Annotated in this window: 17 protein-coding genes, 2 pseudogenes and 1 other annotated feature; of the genes and pseudogenes, 1 reads left to right on the forward strand and 18 read right to left on the reverse strand. The window is 50.7% G+C overall.

Annotated elements, in window-relative coordinates; all coding sequences use genetic code 11:
* Nucleotides 1-9 precede the first annotated feature (9 nt).
* The 16 genes and pseudogenes from DWX91_RS06910 to DWX91_RS06985 form a co-directional block, all read right to left on the reverse strand.
* Entirely contained in the window at nt 10-717 is a 708-nt protein-coding gene (locus DWX91_RS06910) for a polysaccharide deacetylase family protein (RefSeq protein WP_182429739.1), read from the reverse strand.
* A 234-nt stretch (nt 718-951) separates the two neighbouring features.
* A complete protein-coding gene (locus tag DWX91_RS06915) occupies nt 952-1,791 on the reverse strand; it encodes an undecaprenyl-diphosphate phosphatase (protein WP_022360611.1) in 840 nt (279 codons plus the stop codon).
* A 12-nt stretch (nt 1,792-1,803) separates the two neighbouring features.
* A pseudogene (locus DWX91_RS06920) lies at nt 1,804-2,477 on the reverse strand (uracil-DNA glycosylase).
* A gap of 165 nt (nt 2,478-2,642) precedes the next feature.
* Nucleotides 2,643-3,305, reverse strand: coding sequence for a hypothetical protein (locus DWX91_RS06925; RefSeq protein ID WP_118293362.1), 663 nt, complete (start codon nt 3,303-3,305; stop codon nt 2,643-2,645).
* Nucleotides 3,306-3,470: 165 nt separating this feature from the next.
* Nucleotides 3,471-3,842, reverse strand: a complete 372-nt coding sequence (gene rplL / locus DWX91_RS06930) for a 50S ribosomal protein L7/L12 (RefSeq protein WP_107001383.1) — start codon at nt 3,840-3,842, stop codon at nt 3,471-3,473.
* A 104-nt stretch (nt 3,843-3,946) separates the two neighbouring features.
* A complete protein-coding gene (rplJ, locus tag DWX91_RS06935; RefSeq protein WP_022360614.1) occupies nt 3,947-4,435 on the reverse strand; it encodes a 50S ribosomal protein L10 in 489 nt (162 codons plus the stop codon).
* A gap of 47 nt (nt 4,436-4,482) precedes the next feature.
* Nucleotides 4,483-4,617 (reverse strand) — a sequence feature (ribosomal protein L10 leader region).
* 36 nt (nt 4,618-4,653) lie between these two features.
* A complete protein-coding gene (gene ispD, locus DWX91_RS06940) occupies nt 4,654-5,421 on the reverse strand; it encodes a 2-C-methyl-D-erythritol 4-phosphate cytidylyltransferase (RefSeq protein ID WP_118538567.1) in 768 nt (255 codons plus the stop codon).
* A gap of 115 nt (nt 5,422-5,536) precedes the next feature.
* Complete coding sequence (gene tsaD, locus DWX91_RS06945) at nt 5,537-6,706, reverse strand: tRNA (adenosine(37)-N6)-threonylcarbamoyltransferase complex transferase subunit TsaD (RefSeq protein ID WP_243022462.1); 1,170 nt, start codon at nt 6,704-6,706, stop codon at nt 5,537-5,539.
* 5 nt (nt 6,707-6,711) lie between these two features.
* Nucleotides 6,712-7,623, reverse strand: a complete 912-nt coding sequence (locus DWX91_RS06950) for a ribonuclease Z (RefSeq protein WP_022360617.1) — start codon at nt 7,621-7,623, stop codon at nt 6,712-6,714.
* A gap of 221 nt (nt 7,624-7,844) precedes the next feature.
* Nucleotides 7,845-8,087, reverse strand: coding sequence for a hypothetical protein (locus DWX91_RS06955; RefSeq protein ID WP_181357235.1), 243 nt, complete (start codon nt 8,085-8,087; stop codon nt 7,845-7,847).
* Nucleotides 8,088-8,203: 116 nt separating this feature from the next.
* Nucleotides 8,204-8,608, reverse strand: a complete 405-nt coding sequence (locus DWX91_RS06960; protein ID WP_118538569.1) for an amino acid-binding protein — start codon at nt 8,606-8,608, stop codon at nt 8,204-8,206.
* Nucleotides 8,609-8,693: 85 nt separating this feature from the next.
* Nucleotides 8,694-9,182, reverse strand: coding sequence for a ribosomal protein S18-alanine N-acetyltransferase (gene rimI, locus DWX91_RS06965; RefSeq protein WP_118538571.1), 489 nt, complete (start codon nt 9,180-9,182; stop codon nt 8,694-8,696).
* The gene (gene tsaB / locus DWX91_RS06970; protein WP_117796084.1) at nt 9,182-9,931 is read right to left on the reverse strand and encodes a tRNA (adenosine(37)-N6)-threonylcarbamoyltransferase complex dimerization subunit type 1 TsaB; all 750 of its coding nucleotides are present in this window, start codon (nt 9,929-9,931) and stop codon (nt 9,182-9,184) included. Before tsaB ends, rimI begins: the two co-directional genes overlap by 1 nt.
* Before the next feature lie 23 nt (nt 9,932-9,954).
* Nucleotides 9,955-10,380, reverse strand: coding sequence for a tRNA (adenosine(37)-N6)-threonylcarbamoyltransferase complex ATPase subunit type 1 TsaE (tsaE, locus tag DWX91_RS06975; RefSeq protein WP_022360622.1), 426 nt, complete (start codon nt 10,378-10,380; stop codon nt 9,955-9,957).
* Nucleotides 10,283-10,873, reverse strand: coding sequence for a YcxB family protein (locus tag DWX91_RS06980; protein ID WP_118538573.1), 591 nt, complete (start codon nt 10,871-10,873; stop codon nt 10,283-10,285). Before DWX91_RS06980 ends, tsaE begins: the two co-directional genes overlap by 98 nt.
* A 93-nt stretch (nt 10,874-10,966) precedes the next feature.
* A pseudogene (locus DWX91_RS06985) lies at nt 10,967-13,118 on the reverse strand (Tex family protein).
* 232 nt (nt 13,119-13,350) lie between these two features.
* Here DWX91_RS06985 and DWX91_RS06990 point away from each other — a divergent pair.
* On the forward strand, nt 13,351-13,731 hold the full coding sequence (locus tag DWX91_RS06990) for a hypothetical protein (RefSeq protein WP_118492426.1): 381 nt from the start codon (nt 13,351-13,353) through the stop codon (nt 13,729-13,731).
* A gap of 93 nt (nt 13,732-13,824) precedes the next feature.
* Here DWX91_RS06990 and DWX91_RS06995 read toward each other — a convergent pair whose 3' ends face one another.
* Both DWX91_RS06995 and DWX91_RS07000 read right to left on the reverse strand, forming a co-directional pair.
* Entirely contained in the window at nt 13,825-15,042 is a 1,218-nt protein-coding gene (locus DWX91_RS06995) for a homoserine dehydrogenase (protein ID WP_118538575.1), read from the reverse strand.
* A gap of 5 nt (nt 15,043-15,047) precedes the next feature.
* Entirely contained in the window at nt 15,048-15,491 is a 444-nt protein-coding gene (locus DWX91_RS07000) for an ACT domain-containing protein (RefSeq protein ID WP_107001373.1), read from the reverse strand.
* Between the last annotated feature and the right edge of the window lie 184 nt (nt 15,492-15,675).

The following is a 15,675-nucleotide window of genomic DNA, read 5'->3' on the forward strand; positions in this document are numbered from 1 at the left end:
CGTATCCTCTCAATCAATCAGACATTCTTCTATTGTAACAAAAGTATATCCCTCCGCCGTCAATGTGTCAATCGTCTCAAGCGCAGCATCAACCGAAGTCTGATATGCATCATGCATCAGCACCACCGTGTGCACCGCCGCATTTTTGCAGATATGCTTCACAATCCGCGCCGTATTCCGGTTTTTCCAGTCCAGCGTATCGACGTCCCAGAACACCGGCGTCATCGACACCTTCTCCTGAAGCTCCGTACTCCATGAACCATACGGCGGACGTATGTATTCCGGACGTTTTCCCGTGACCGCCTCGATCCGATCGGCCGTCTCCCGAATCTCCTCCACGCTCTTTTCAATCGGCTGGCGTGCCAGATCCACATGCGCCATGCAGTGAACCCCGATGAGATGACCATCTTTAGCCATCTGGCGCACCAGTTCTTCATTACCCGGAATATTTTCCCCGACCAGAAAAAAAGAGGCTTTCACGCCCCTCTCGCGCAAGCCGTCCAGCAGCTTTTTCGTGTACACCCTGTGCGGCCCGTCGTCGAAGGTCAGCGCCAACTCCCCGCCGAAAAGAGATTCTGGGGAGAAAACCGTTTGGTCCGCCTGCTCCACTTTTGCCAAATCTTCCCACTGCATCCCCACTGCCAGCCTGCACACGATTCCCAAAAAACACAGATCCAGCAGCACTGCCGCGCACAGGCAGAGCAGTTTTTTCCTCATGGAACCCTTATTTTGAATGATCCGATTTACCATTTTAGATGTGTCAGCCCTGAACTGTGACAGGACATCCCCTTTATATTTGCGCTCCCGCTTCCATGTATTATATGAACGTAAAAAAGGATCCAGACCTCCGCATTTCTGTCAGGTCTGAATCCTCTTTTTCTATTTAATGTACTCTCAGAATCTTTCCGCCAGCCGCAAAAGCAAGTGCAGGAAAGACTCCGAGCGTACATTTTAACCTACTAGCGCCGAAATACCAAAGTAGGACAGCACCACGATACCAAGCACAATCCGATAATATCCGAAAAACTTGAAATCATGCTTGCGGACATATCCCATCAGGAACTTGATCGAGTACACGGACACGCCAAATGCGACCACCATACCAAGAACCAGATAAATAAACTCCGCGAAAGAAAATCCGCCGCCCTGAATGAAAAATTTCACAATCTTTAAAAAACTCGCACCGAACATAACCGGAATCCCAAGGAAGAATGAAAATTCTGCCGCCGCCGGACGTGAACAGCCGATCAGCATCGCGCCCAGAATCGTCGCGCCCGAACGGGAAGTACCCGGAATCATCGCCAGCACCTGGAAACAGCCGATCAGCGCCGCTGTCTGGAACGAAATCTGCGTCACGCGCTCAATCGGAAAATGACGGTGCACGTTTCGATTTTCCAGTACGATAAACAAAACGCCGTAGAGAATCAGCATCGCTGCTACGACATAGCCGTTCATCAGCTTATCCATGAAATGGTCAAGCGGAAGCCCAATCACCGCTGCCGGAATGCAGGCTATAATAATTTTTATCCACAAACGAATTGTACCGCGCTTCTGCGCCATCGATTTGTGCGGTGAAAACGGATTCAATTTATTGAAATACAGCACCATAACCGCCAGAATCGCACCCAGCTGGATGACAACCATAAACACTTCCCGGTACGCCTCGCTGACATCCAGATGGATGATCTCATCCACCAGAATCATATGCCCGGTACTGCTGATCGGAAGCCATTCCGTGAAACCTTCCACGATTCCCAGTACAATTACCTTTAAAATCTCAACAAAACTCATGTCTGCTCCTTCCTACACGTTTTCTATCTGCCAGTCGATCGGGGCAACACCATGTTCTTTTAAAAATTCATTGGTCTTGCTGAATGGCCGGCTGCCGAAAAATCCGCGGTACGCAGACAGCGGGCTCGGATGCGGTGCTTCGAGAATCAGATGCTTTGGATTATTAAGCATCGATTTCTTCGCTTGTGCCGGACGTCCCCACAGAATAAATACCATCGGACGGTCCTGCTCATTTAAGATCTTGATCGCAGCGTCCGTAAACTCCTCCCAGCCGATTCCACGGTGGGAATTTGCCTGATGCGCGCGAACGGTCAGAACAGTGTTCAGCAGCATGACTCCCTGCTTCGCCCATTTCGTCAGATAGCCATTGTTCGGGATGTAGCAGCGAGATCATCGTGCAATTCCTGATAAATATTCACCAGGGACGGCGGAATTTCCACATCCGGCTTTACCGAAAAGCAAAGCCCATGCGCCTGTCCCGGACCATGGTAGGGATCCTGACCTAAAATAACCACCTTTACCTCGGAAAGAGGGGTAAAATCAAATGCATTGAAAATATCATTCGCATCCGGATATACAACATGCGTCTCATATTCCCGTTTCACAGTATCGTATAACTTTCTGTAATATGGCTTTTTAAACTCTCCGCTGAGCGGAGCCAGCCAGTCATTACTGATTGCTCCCATTGCCCTATCCTCTCGTCCATGTCATTTTCTGTCGTTTTCTGTCAAACGATGGTTCCATTTTAGCACAATCGAAGCGGTTTCTCAAGTTTTGCTTCCCAAATGTCCCCTCCGCAGATAAGTGGACGTTACTGTTCACGCATACGTGCCCAGTAACTAAGTGGACTCTCAATCGCAGGAAGGAAAATTGCGGATAAAGCCGACCGAATTCTGCGGAATCGATACGGTCCTCTCCTGAATATCTCCGACAATCTGGTAAAACTTCTGGTTTATCCGATACATATGCGATTTGCGGTTAAAAAAGACCGTCTTTTCAAAGGGCCAGCGGATGACGGTCGGCGTCTTGAAATCCACTCCCAGCTCGAGAATCAGAAGCGCATGGTTTAAGGTTCCAGCCAGCCATTCCCGGTAGAGATTCCAGCTTTTCAAATAACCTTCCTCGATATACGGATTCGCCAGAACTGTGTTTTCTGTCAGCGGCGCCCCACAGTGCGGGCAGATACCATCCGCCACCTCGCCGCGCTCCCAGATATCCTTCGTACAGCCTTTCGAACACTGAAGCCAGTTCACATTACCGCACGGCGCCGTGATTTTCGCTTCATCCAACGAACTTTCAAAGATGCGCGCATCCTTTGCGGTTGTCACGATAAAATAATCCTTCCCCTCTGTCATCGATGCCAGCGCCCGGTATGCCTCCTGTACCTCCGCGCCTCCCGCCTTCTCCCATTCGCTTCCAAGCCCAATCAGCAGAAATTCGCACGCCTTAAGCCGTTCCCGAAGCGTTTTAAGTTCCTCATCTGCTGCCGTTTCATTTCTTGTCTTCTCTGCCATCTTGATTTGATTCCCCCGTTTAAAAAAGAGTCTGCATCTTCGCGGAGCGTTTTTTATTTCATAGGACGCAATTTCCCATGAAATAAAAAAGAGCCCGGCATGCGCTCACGCACACGCCAGACTCTCCATCTGTAATGCAATTAGCTCTATGCGAAATTACTTAAATTACTTTAAGGTAACTTTAGCGCCTTCAGCCTCTAATTTAGTCTTGATGTCCTCAGCCTCTTCCTTGGAAGCGCCAGCCTTAACTACCTTCGGAGCACCGTCAACTACTTCCTTAGCCTCTTTCAGACCAAGACCTGTAGCTTCACGAACTACCTTGATAACTTTAACTTTGTTCGGGCCAACCTCTGTCAGCTCTACGTCGAACTCAGTCTTCTCTTCTGCTGCCTCAGCTGCACCTGCTGCTGCTACAACAACGCCTGCTGCTGCGGATACACCGAACTCTTCCTCGCAAGCTTTTACTAAATCGTTTAACTCTAATACGGATAATTCTTTGATTGCCTCAATGAACTCAGCTGTTGTTAACTTTGCCATTTTAATATTCCTCCTGTAATTGAATTTTAAATCGGCCTTATGCGGCCTCTTGCTTTACTATGCGGCTCTCACGCACCTTACACCCTGCTTTGCAGGTAAGGGTCTTATGCCTCCTGCTGCTCTGCGATCTGTTTGATAACACGAGCGAAGTTTGTGATCGGAGACTGCATGCTTCCAAGAAGTTTTCCAAGAAGAACTTCTCTGGACGGGATGGTTGCGATAACCTGCATGCCCTTTGCATCGTAGTAAGTATCCTCTACAACGCCGCCCTTGATCTCAAGCTTGTCTGCTTTTTTAGCGAACTCAGCTAAAATTCTTGCCGGAGCTGTAGCATCCTCTTTGGATACAGCCAGAGCGGTCGGACCCTCCAGATTCGGCTCCAGAGCCTCGAACGCGGTACCCTTAGCAGCGAAACGAATCATGGTGTTCTTATATACTTTATAAGTAACACCAGCTTCTCTTAACTGCTTACGGAGCTGTGTGTCCTGCTCAACTGTCAGTCCACGGTAGTCAACTACTACTGCGCCCTTAGCGCCGTTGAATAATTCTGCGATTTCAGCAACAACCGGCTGCTTTAATTCAACTTTTGCCATGATTGGTTTACCTCCTGTTTTATTTCTATAACCGCCTGGTAAACGTTTTCTGTAAAATAAAATCCCTCCGTCACTCGCAGGACAGGGGGATAGAAATATACAACGATATCAGTTCCCTCGGCAGGCGTATTAACCTTATGCCTTTCGGCACCTGCTGTCTTCGGCAGTTAAACACGATAAGTACTATAACATAGAAGTCAAGGGTTGTCAATAGACTATTAACTTTTTTTATTTTTTAAAAATGCAGCCGCAACCTCCATATCCTCCGGCGTTGTCACCTTGATATTCCGGTAAGAACCTTCGGTCAGGCGTACCTTGTGATCGGTCATCGTCTCGACCACCATCGCATCATCCGTCACTCCCTGCTGGTACTCTTCCCGACTCATCATCTTGTCATACGCCGCGCGGATCAGCGGGTAAGTAAATCCCTGCGGTGTCTGAATCATCCAGACATGCGCCCGTTCCGGCGTCACAGAGGCAAATCCGTCCGCATCCGCCAGCTTGACCGTATCCTTTGACGGCATGCCTGCCACTGCTGCGCTATAACTTCGTATATCTGATACGATACGTTCAATCATCGGCTCGTCCACAAACGGACGCGCCCCGTCATGAATCAGGACGCAGTCCCCCTCCCCATAGGAAAGCTGGCTGCCGAGCGCCTTTAAACCCTCGTAGACCGAATGGTAGCGCTCTTTTCCGCCCGCAACGATAGCGCGCACCTTGGAAAATCCATATTTTCCTACAATCTCGTCCCGGCAGTACGCGATCTCATCCGCCCCGGTCACCAGAATCACATCATCGACCCGGCTCTCCTCAAACGCGTGAAGTGCATACCAGATGACCGGCTTTTCCTCCAGAAGGAGAAACTGCTTCTGAATCTTGCTTTTCATCCGTTTTCCCTGTCCGGCTGCCAGAACGATAGCGGCGGTGCGGGTCGGATGCGGTGTAATTTTCTCTTTCCCAAATTGATCCAATGTATGTTCCATCTCGTTTCTCCTCCATGCCAGAACGATCTCTTAAAACACTCTTTTTCCACTTTTTGTCAAATCAATATTTTAAAAAAAACTAACCGCAAAACAATTCTTCCTGAAAAAATTTGTATTATCTCTCGCCCAGCTTCAAATTCGGCACCGCATTCAGATCCCAGCCTGCGCGCGCGCCCTTCTTATATTCATAGTACGCCGCCGCGCCGATCATCGCCGCATTGTCCGTACAGAAGATCGGTGACGGATGGAAGAACCGGATGCCCGCCTCTTTACAGGCCTTCTCCATGCCCGCCCGGAGAGCGGAGTTGGATGCCACACCACCGGCGATCGCCACGCGCTTATAGCCGTGCTGTTTCGCCGCCTCGATCGTGCGCGATACCAATACTTCCACAACCGCATTCTGGAACGAAGCCGCCAGATCCGGCACATTGATCTCCTCGCCCATCATTTTCGCATGGTTAATATAATTTAAGACCGCCGATTTTAAGCCGCTGAAGCTGAAATCATATGGATTGTCGCCCACTTTTGCCCGTGGAAACTCAATCGCATGTGGATTCCCCTCTTTTGCCGCCTTATCGACCTTCGGGCCGCCCGGATAACCGAGCCCGACCGCGCGTGCCACCTTGTCAAACGCCTCGCCTGCTGCATCGTCTCGGGTGCGTCCCAGAATCTCAAATTCGCCATAATCTTTCACAATCACCAGATGTGTATGTCCGCCTGACACGATCAGGCACATGAACGGCGGTTCCAGATCCGGATTTTCGATGAAATTTGCCGATACGTGCCCCTCGATATGGTGTACGCCGACCAGCGGTTTCTTCGCCGCATACGCGAGTGCTTTGGCTTCCGCCACACCGACCAAAAGCGCGCCAACCAGCCCTGGACCGTAGGTAACTGCAATCGCCGTCATCTCCTCCAGACTCATATGTGCCTCTGTCAGCGCCTCTTCAATAACCTGGTTGATCTTCTCGATATGCTTTCTCGACGCAATCTCCGGCACAACGCCGCCAAACAGCGTGTGAAGATCGATCTGGGAAGATATGATATTGGAAAGAACGGTACGTCCGTTTTTCACGACTGAAGCTGCCGTCTCATCACAGGAACTCTCGATTGCAAGAATGTAAACATCTTCTGATGGGTGTCCGTTTTCTGTATCTTGCACGGAAATCTCTGCCCCCGATACCGGAGCTTTCCCTGGTCCCCGTTCCAATGCTCCTGAAACTGGCATTTCCATCCGTTCTTCCTTCTTTTCTTCTATATTCTCTCTCTTTTCTTCCGTCTGCATCGCCCTTACTCCTCATCAAATCCCAGCTCTGCCGTCCAGCCATCGCGGGCGGCCTTCGCTCTCGGGAATATCTCACGCACTTTATCCATATAATCATCCGGACGGATGAGCGACGGGCTGTAATGAGTCAGCCACATTTCCTTCGGCTGGGCCTCCTTCGCCAGGTGTGCCGCCTCCTGGAATGTCATATGCTTGTATTCTCTCGCCTTGGCTTCTTTCCCGTCCTCGCCGTACATGCCTTCACAGATAAACAGATCCGCATCCTTCGCGTACTCCGCAATTACCGGAAGCGGTCTCGTATCGGTACAGTATGCCACCTTGATTCCCTTCCGGTCACCTCCGAGCACCATATCCGGTGTCAGCGTTCTGCCTTCCTCCTCGATCGTCTCCCCCTTCTGCAGGCGGCTCCAGAACTTCTGCGGAATCTCCTGCGCCCGCGCGCGTTCCACATCGAACCGTCCCTTTCTCGGAATCGAAATCGAGTACCCATAACAGGTCACATTATGGTTGACCCGGTACGCATCGATCACATACGGTCCAATCTGAAGCTGCTGTCTCGGCTCCGTCAGCTCGATAAACTCAAGCGGAAACGGCAATTCCGGCGCGATCGTCCGCAGTGCCGTCACCACGCGTTCCAGTCCCTTCGGTCCAATCATCGTGATCGGCTCCGTCCGCTCCGCATTTCCCATCGTCAACAAAAGTCCCGGCAGACCGCTGATATGATCCGCGTGATAATGTGTAAAACAAATCACATCCACCGGCTTCGGGCTCCAGCCCTTTTCTTTCAACGCAATCTGCGTGCCTTCCCCGCAGTCTATCAGCAAATTGCTGCCCGAGCAGCGGACCATCAAAGCCGTCAGCCACCGATACGGCAGCGGCATCATCCCGCCCGTTCCCAGCAAACATACATCTAACATGAAACATCCTCTTTTCTATTAAATAAATGATTCATAATAAATCTTTTTAATTAAAAGTCACGCAAAAAGCTGTCAAAACACCTTTTCTCCTAACTCCCATATCATTTAATAATATCATAAAGAAATACTATGTTGCAAGCCAGAAATTCAGCAATCCAATTCACAGGAGAGACGCAGATGGCGCACCGCCTGTCCCGCGTTTCTCCGTTCCCCTCACGACTCTACAATAGTTCCGTCCTCTCCTCCTTATCTGCCTCAATCAGAAATTCCCGCGTCACTCCATCATAACACTCCTCGCACAGATCAAAATGATGCACCTCCCCATCTTTCTCCGAAAAATAGTCCCATGCCACATCAAAATGCGCCGCTCCTTCGCGCAGAATGCCTTCTTTCACCGCCAGCTTCTTCCCGCACCGGTTGCAGACAACCGACAGAAGAATGCCGCTCTCTCCATATTTTCTCATGCTCTCCTCGCCTTTCTCTTCTATATACGCAAAATGGAGAAGCCATGTCCTCCACAGCTTCTCCATCATTATACTGTTTTTTATACCGGTTTTTAAGCGGAAAGTGCTGGAAATACTTACAGTACCTTATATCCCTTCGATGTCAGGCAGATGCTGACCTCCCTCACATCGTCCGTGTGAAGCACCATAACCGGCTTGCCAGAATCACGATTGAAGGAGAGATACAGGTAATCTACATTGATATTGCTCTCTTCGAGGGAAATTAACAGACGGTTGAGTGCTCCGACCTCGTCATCCAGTTCGACGCCAAGCACCTCTGTCAGACGACAGAGATAACCAGCTTCCGCCAGCACTTTCTCCGCGTGCCCTGGATTAGAAACAACCATACGGATAATACCGTACTCCGCACTGTCATTCGTGATCGAACCCCAAATGTTAATATTCTCCTTCTGAAGAAGGGATGTAATATTCTGTAAACGTCCTTTCTTATTCTCTGCAAAAATAGATACCTGACTCAGCATATGAACCTCCTACCGTTCTTTTCTTTTAATTTAACACTGTAAAGTGTTACGCTTTTATCTGTTAAACAGTATACTCATTTCCATTTCATCTGTCAATGCTTTTTCCGCTTCTTTTCCAATAAATCAGCGCATCTTCCGTCGGCCCGCTGTAATAATTCTTCCGAACCGCCTCTTTCTGAAAGCCATACGCCTCATACAGCGCAATCGCCGGGGCATTGGATGCACGCACCTCCAAGGTGATATCCTCGACGTTTTCTTCCTCTGCTTCCCTTAACAGCCGTTCCATCAGAAGCCGCCCATAGCCGCGCCCCCGGCACGCGCCGTGAACCGCGATCCGCATCAGCTCGCCTTCCCCGGCAATGACGCGGAAATTGCTGTAGCCACAGACGGTTTCATCCTCTTTCAGCACCCAGGCTTTATCCCAGCTGCTCGTCAGCAGATCCTGTAAAAGCTTCTCCGACCATGCATCCGAAAAGCATTCCAGTTCCAGTGCCCGGACCGCAGGAAGATCCCCCGGCTGTAAATCCACTATCTGAACACGAAGCTCTTTTTGCGTTCCCGTTCCTGCCGCCATTATTTCTTCTCCACGACCACAATACCGGCTGCCAGCTTGTCCATCTCGCCCTGGCGCTCTGCGACCTCGCGCTCGCGCTCCGCCTGCGATTTCCGCAGATAATCCGGCTTGTGCTCGGCTGCCGTCTCGGTCTTTCCCTCTGCCAGATACACTGCGCCAAGCGCTGCCACCGCCGAAGCTCGCTGACGGCTCGCCTGTGCCGGTGCAAACGAATACGGCACCTTCATCTCTTCCTCGATCACCGCCCGGTTGACCGGCACACCGTCCCCCAGGAAAATCACGCGCTCGCCGCGCTCATTTAACTCGGCAATCAACGCATGGATATCCGTAATGCACTGTTCTTTCACAATCTCGAACTTCTCTTCATACCGATAGAGCCCCGTGTACACCTGCTGCCGTCTCGCATCCAGCATCGGGCAGATGAGCGCCGAAGCCCCGTACAGACAATATCCCATCGCATCCATCGTCGGCACATGGATCAGCGGCTTCCCAAGCGCCAGTCCCAGTCCTTTCGCTGTCGCAGAGCCAATCCGAAGCCCCGTAAAAGAGCCCGGACCGCCGGATACTGCGATTGCATCGATGCTTTCCAACGGCACCTCCAGCATTTTCACAATCTCATCAATCATCGGAAGAAGTGTCTGCGAATGCGTTTTTTTCAGATTCACCGTATATTCTGCCGTGATCACATCATCCGTAACAATAGCAACCGATGCCACCAGGGATGCGCTTTCGATTCCCAAAATTCTCATTTTCTCTTTCCTCCTGTCGCCGGCTACTGCTCGTTTACTGAAATTTTCCGGTAATCAAAGCCCTTTTCCAGATCCTTTTCAATCGTGATCTGGATCGGATGTTCCGGCAGGATCTCGCGGATGCGCTCCGACCATTCGATCAGGCAGATGCCCTCGCCGTAGAAATAGTCCTCATAGCCAATTTCATCCATCTCGTCCACATCGCCGAGACGATATACATCAAAATGGTAGAGCGGCAGGCGCCCATCGTCGTACTCCTGCACGATCGTGAAAGTCGGGCTGTTGACCGGTTCCTGAATTCCAAGTCCCGCGGCAAACCCCTGCGTAAAAACCGTCTTTCCTACGCCCAGATCACCATTCAAACAATACACCTGCCCTGCCTGCGCTTCCATTCCAAGCTTTTTTCCAAACGCATACGTCTCTTCCGGGCTGTTTGTTTCTATCATCATGCTCGAATTCCTCTTCTCTTTTCCTGCGGCAGATTTCTTGTAAGCTACTGAGAAAAATCTGCTCCTCCGAACCTCTGAACACGCGCTTCGGCATCAGGTACGCCTTGTCTCGACCCAGGTAAAGCACATATATTCCCGCGATCTTTTTCACTTTTACCAGCTTATCCCAGCTGATCTCACCCTTGCCGTTCGCCTGGCGGGCACGGATGCCCTCGTCTCCAATGTGAAATACAATCTCAGCTCCCGTTTTCGCATCCCCGGCGGTGCGCTCTGCCTGTTTCCAGATTGCAAAAATCTGAAAGCCTGTCAAGGCAATCACTCCCAGAATCACCAGATTCGTCACCTGCGTTCCCAGACGTTCCTCGCTGGCTGCCGCTGCAATAATAACGAGCACCGTCAGTATGATGCATCCGATTCCACGCAGTCCCGCCCAGAAATTGTACATCGAATAAATAAAAATCTCTTTTGGCTGTATTTTTACACGTAAGTCCATTTTATCTTCTCCCTAATTTTCTATGCCTTATCCGCCGCCCCATTCCAGTCAGCGCTCCTGCATCCTATAACCAACGGCTGAATCTGCCGTGGTTTACTTCGTCTCCCGGATTTTCATCGTCAGCGAAATGCGCTTCTTCGCCACATCAACCGCCAGCACCTTGACCTCCACGATATCCCCGACACTGACCGCCTCCAGCGGATGCTTGATATAGCGGTCTGTCATCTGGGACACGTGAACCAGACCATCCTGATGCACGCCGATATCCACAAACGCACCGAAATCAATGACATTCCGCACGGTTCCTTTTAAAATCATGCCCGGCTTCAAATCCTTCATTTCCAGCACATCTGTGCGGAGAATCGGCTTCGGCATCTCCTCACGCGGGTCGCGCGCCGGTTTTTCCAACTCGCTCACGATATCGAGTAAGGTCGGCTCGCCGATCGAAAGCTCTTTTGCCAGCTTTGCCGTATCCGCGATCTCCTTGCGGATATTGCGGATGCCGCCCGCCGCGATCTCCTTCGGATCATGTCCAAGCTGCTTTAAAAGTGCCTCCGCTGCTTTATAGCTCTCCGGGTGCACACTCGTCGCATCGAGCGGATTCTTGCCGCCCTGGATCCGCATAAATCCGGCGCACTGTTCATACGCCTTCGGTCCCAGCTTCGCCACCTTCAAAAGCTCACGGCGCGTTGAAAATGCGCCATTCTCCTCCCGATATGCCACGATATTTTTCGCAATCGTCTTGTTAATGCCGGAAATATAGGCGAGCAGAGGCGCCGATGCCGTATTCAGATCCACGCCGACCTTATTTACGCACGTTTCCACCACGCCCTGCAGCGCTTCGCTTAAATTTTTCTGGTTCATATCATGCTGGTACTGACCGACTCCAATGGATTTCGGATCAATTTTTACCAGCTCCGCCAGCGGATCCTGCAGGCGTCTCGCGATCGATGCCGCACTTCTCTGTCCGACGTCAAACTGCGGAAATTCCTCCGTCGCCAGCTTGCTCGCCGAATAAACCGACGCGCCCGCCTCATTGACGATGACATACTGAACTTTCTCCGGAATTTCTTTTAAGAGTTCCACGATGATCTGCTCAGATTCTCGGCTTGCCGTACCATTCCCCACTGAGATCAGGGAAATGCCGTACTTGCGGATCAGCTTTTTCACGATCTCCTTCGACTCTTCCACGCGGTTCTGCGGCGCAGTCGGGTAAATGACCGTCGTATCGAGCACTTTTCCCGTCTCATCCACAACTGCCAGCTTGCAGCCCGTCCGGAATGCCGGATCCCAGCCGAGCACCACGCATCCTGCGATCGGCGGCTGCATCAGGAGCTGTTCCAGGTTCTTGCCAAATACCTGAATCGCGCCGTTCTCTGCCGTTTCTGTCAGCCCCGCGCGGATCTCGCGCTCGATCGCCGGTCCGATCAGGCGGCGGTAGCTGTCCAGAATCACTTCTTCCATCACGTGCGCCGCATCCCCATCCGGCGGATAATCAGCTGTTTCTCCATATACCGGACAATCTGCTCCTCCGGCGCTATAAGCTTCACGCTCAGAATCTTCTCTTTCTCACCGCGGTTGATCGCCAGCACACGGTGTCCCGCCAGCTTTTTGACTGGTTCGGAGAATGATAGTACATCTCGTACACCGACTGTATCTTCTCATCCTTTGCGGATGCCTCCAAAAGACCGTCCTGCATCGTCTTTTTACGTGCGTAGTTGCGGTATTTTGCCATCTCGCTGATCTGCTCAGCCAGAATATCACGCGCGCCGTCTATTGCCTCTGAAACATCTGCAACACCCTTTTCTTCCGACACGTACTTCGCCGCCTCCGCCTCCAGGCTGCCGCCCGCTTCCTGCTTGTAAATCCAGACTGCTAACGGTTCCAGCCCTTTCTCACGGGCAATTCCGGCACGGGTGCGCCGTTTCGGGCGGTACGGAAGATAAAGATCTTCCACCGCAACCAGCGTCGCCGCATCGCGGATCTGTTTCTCCAGCGCCGGAGTCAGCTTCTCCTGGGCGCGGATCGCACCGATCACCTGCTCCTTTTTATCCTCCAGATTCCGAAGATAGCGCAGTCGCTCATCTAGCTGGCGCAGCACCTCATCATTCAGGGAACCGGTCGCCTCCTTGCGGTAGCGCGCGATGAACGGAATCGTGTTTCCCTCATCGATCAGCTTTACCGCCGCTTCGACCTGATTTCTCCCTATCTGAAGCTCTTCTTTCAATGCCTGTATAATATCCATGCAAAAACTCTCCTTCAATATCAATACGCTGTTTAATCATACCATTCCAGCGCATATTTCGCAAGTCAATGCCTAACTGGACAAGCGGCTTTATTCATGATACACTTTTATCGGATTCAATCCGCCAGATGGGCATAGATTTTGTTTTGCCCTATTCAGCGGCTGTCTCTAATTTTCAGAAAAGGATGTAGCTGTTTTCTTTTTTCACAGTTATGAAAGGATTAGATATACGATGAGTTATTACGATGAAACACCTTCTCCGAAGGAACATTCAGATACAAATGAAACCCGGCGCAATCGTTCGCGCCGCTATGCCACGATGTCAATGATGTGCGGCATCTTCGCATTTTTCTCCCTGTTTTTGAGTTTTTCCGCCGCGATTCTGCTCGGAATGTCGGCGAATGTACTGTTTGTCCTCTCCAAGGAGGAAGGACAGCCGCGGCGCGGCAGCGCAGTGGTCGGGCTGATACTGGGAGTTATGTCTACCATCTTTGGAGTAGTTGAGTTTTTCTGCCTGATCCAGGTGTACCATATGATTACGGATCCGCAATATGCGCCGTTTTTTGATCAGGCAATGGAGTTGTATGAGAGTTTGATTGGTCCGTTACAATAAAATGATTGGCAAGGGGACCTTTTTCTGTGTATTTCTTGCGTTAAAAAGCACACCGCGTCATGAATGACTTTGGCGTGCTTTTTACTTTATATCCTATTTTGTATAGCGAATCGTCTGGCGGATATCTTCCTCGAATGCCGCTGCCAGTTTCCGGAAGCGTGCTTCGGTCATTTCTCCGGTTACGACCGCAAATTCGTCCATTTCCGGGAGTTCGATGGTTTCTGCCTCACCGAAGGCTGCACGCACATCGGCAAGTTTGTCGGCTGATTTGCCTGCCAGTCGGAGGAAGTAGCTGAAGGTTACTTCGCCCATCGGTGCAACTGGCTGTTTTTCGTCGGTCCAGCCGGTCGGGATGTTGTCTTCCATGTGTCCGGCGATCTCTACGATGTCGCTGACGACTGCGCTGGCGGTCGGGAGTTTTCCGGCGCCGCTGCCGTAGAACATGACGGTTCCAAGTGTATTGCCGCGAACCATGACTGCATTGTATACGTCATTGACTGCAAAGAGCGGATGATCCGGTCCGATCATCATCGGGCATACATAGACGCTGGCTTTATTGCCTTCCATGCGGCTGGTTCCAAACAGTTTAATCGAGGTTCCCAGCTTTGCCGCATATTTGAAATCGGTATCGGTAATCTTTGTGATGCCCTCGGTCGGCACATCTTCGTAATTTACTTCTTTTCCAGTTGCCAGTGAGGTAAGAATCGTGATCTTGCGGCAGGTATCGTAGCCTTCTACGTCTGCCTCCGGGTTGCGCTCTGCATATCCGAGTTCCTGCGCTTTCTTCAAGGCTTCCTCAAAGGTCTGACCTTCTCTTGCCATCTTGGTAAGGATGTAGTTGGTTGTACCGTTTAAGATACCGCTGATTTCCTCGATCTTCTCGCCTGCAAGAGACTGGGTCAGCGGACGCAGAAGCGGGATGCCGCCGCCTACGCTGGCTTCAAAGAGGAAGTTTAAGTTCTTCTCGCGTGCAATCGCCAGAAGCTCGGTGCCGTGTGCCGCTACAAGTGCCTTGTTGGAGGTCACAACGTGCTTACCGGCTAACAGACACGCTTTTGCAAACTTGTATGCCGGATTGACGCCGCCCATCGCCTCCACAACGATCTCTACGTCTTCGTCTTTTTCAATGATCTCAAAATCATGAACAATCTGCGCTTCGTGCGGATCCCCCGGAAATTCACGCAGATCCAGAATATATTTTACTGCAATCTCTTTGCCGGTTTTTTCTGTGATTTTGTCTTTGTTGGTTTCTAATACTTCTACGACTCCGGAACCAATTGTTCCATAGCCCATCACTGCTACCTGAATCATAATCTTTACTCCCTGGCTATAATTTTTACGTTGTGTACTCCCGAATTTTCTTCCATCTCTTCGACCATATGCGATATATTTCCGGTATCCGAACGGACTTCCACGCTGAGTGTCAGCGTCGCCACATTGTTGACCGGAATACTCTGATGAATCGTCAGAATATTTGCCTTGTAAATCGCTACGATATGAAGAAGATCCGATAAAAGTCCCTGTTCATCATCCATCTGCAGCACCATGGTAATCGTCTTGCCCTTGGCGTTGTCATAAAATGGAAAAATATCGTCCTTATACTTGTAAAAGGAACTCCGGCTGATCCCCAGCTGGTCGGTCGCCTCCTGAATCGTCATCGCTTTTTCTGACGCAATGAGCTTCTTCGCTTCCGCCACCTTCAAAAGGACTTCCGGCACTGCTTTCTGCTTTAACAGATAATACTTTGTTTTTTCTTCCATTCCATCTCCGCTTGTGTACGCACCAGAAATACATTTGTGTTTACCAGAAAGATATTATCACATTTATTGACACTCTGCAATCTATTTCTTTCATTATAGTCGAATTGTATCTGTAAAAAAACAGCCCAAACTGACGGCACTCGACAGAGCGCTTTCTTCTCCGTCAAACTTTTGTGCCGCCAAT

The sequence above is a fragment of the Clostridium sp. AF22-10 genome (genome assembly GCF_003478725.1).
In the GTDB taxonomy this organism is placed as follows: Bacteria; Bacillota; Clostridia; order Lachnospirales; family Lachnospiraceae; genus Otoolea; species Otoolea fessa.

Coding starts and splice junctions, on each gene's coding strand:
- tsaD (WP_243022462.1), bottom strand. CDS start 6,706: ATGCAGACGGAAGAAAAGAGAGAGAATATAGAAGAAAAGAAGGAAGAA.
- DWX91_RS06995 (WP_118538575.1), bottom strand. CDS start 15,042: ATGATTCAGGTAGCAGTGATGGGCTATGGAACAATTGGTTCCGGAGTC.
- rplL (WP_107001383.1), bottom strand. CDS start 3,842: ATGGCAAAGTTAACAACAGCTGAGTTCATTGAGGCAATCAAAGAATTA.
- DWX91_RS06955 (WP_181357235.1), bottom strand. CDS start 8,087: ATGAGAAAATATGGAGAGAGCGGCATTCTTCTGTCGGTTGTCTGCAAC.
- DWX91_RS06990 (WP_118492426.1), top strand. CDS start 13,351: ATGAGTTATTACGATGAAACACCTTCTCCGAAGGAACATTCAGATACA.
- DWX91_RS06960 (WP_118538569.1), bottom strand. CDS start 8,608: ATGCTGAGTCAGGTATCTATTTTTGCAGAGAATAAGAAAGGACGTTTA.
- rplJ (WP_022360614.1), bottom strand. CDS start 4,435: ATGGCAAAAGTTGAATTAAAGCAGCCGGTTGTTGCTGAAATCGCAGAA.
- rimI (WP_118538571.1), bottom strand. CDS start 9,182: ATGGCGGCAGGAACGGGAACGCAAAAAGAGCTTCGTGTTCAGATAGTG.
- DWX91_RS06915 (WP_022360611.1), bottom strand. CDS start 1,791: ATGAGTTTTGTTGAGATTTTAAAGGTAATTGTACTGGGAATCGTGGAA.
- DWX91_RS06910 (WP_182429739.1), bottom strand. CDS start 717: ATGAGGAAAAAACTGCTCTGCCTGTGCGCGGCAGTGCTGCTGGATCTG.
- DWX91_RS06980 (WP_118538573.1), bottom strand. CDS start 10,873: ATGGACTTACGTGTAAAAATACAGCCAAAAGAGATTTTTATTTATTCG.
- ispD (WP_118538567.1), bottom strand. CDS start 5,421: ATGGAACATACATTGGATCAATTTGGGAAAGAGAAAATTACACCGCAT.
- DWX91_RS06950 (WP_022360617.1), bottom strand. CDS start 7,623: ATGTTAGATGTATGTTTGCTGGGAACGGGCGGGATGATGCCGCTGCCG.
- tsaE (WP_022360622.1), bottom strand. CDS start 10,380: ATGATGATAGAAACAAACAGCCCGGAAGAGACGTATGCGTTTGGAAAA.
- tsaB (WP_117796084.1), bottom strand. CDS start 9,931: ATGAGAATTTTGGGAATCGAAAGCGCATCCCTGGTGGCATCGGTTGCT.
- DWX91_RS06925 (WP_118293362.1), bottom strand. CDS start 3,305: ATGGCAGAGAAGACAAGAAATGAAACGGCAGCAGATGAGGAACTTAAA.
- DWX91_RS07000 (WP_107001373.1), bottom strand. CDS start 15,491: ATGGAAGAAAAAACAAAGTATTATCTGTTAAAGCAGAAAGCAGTGCCG.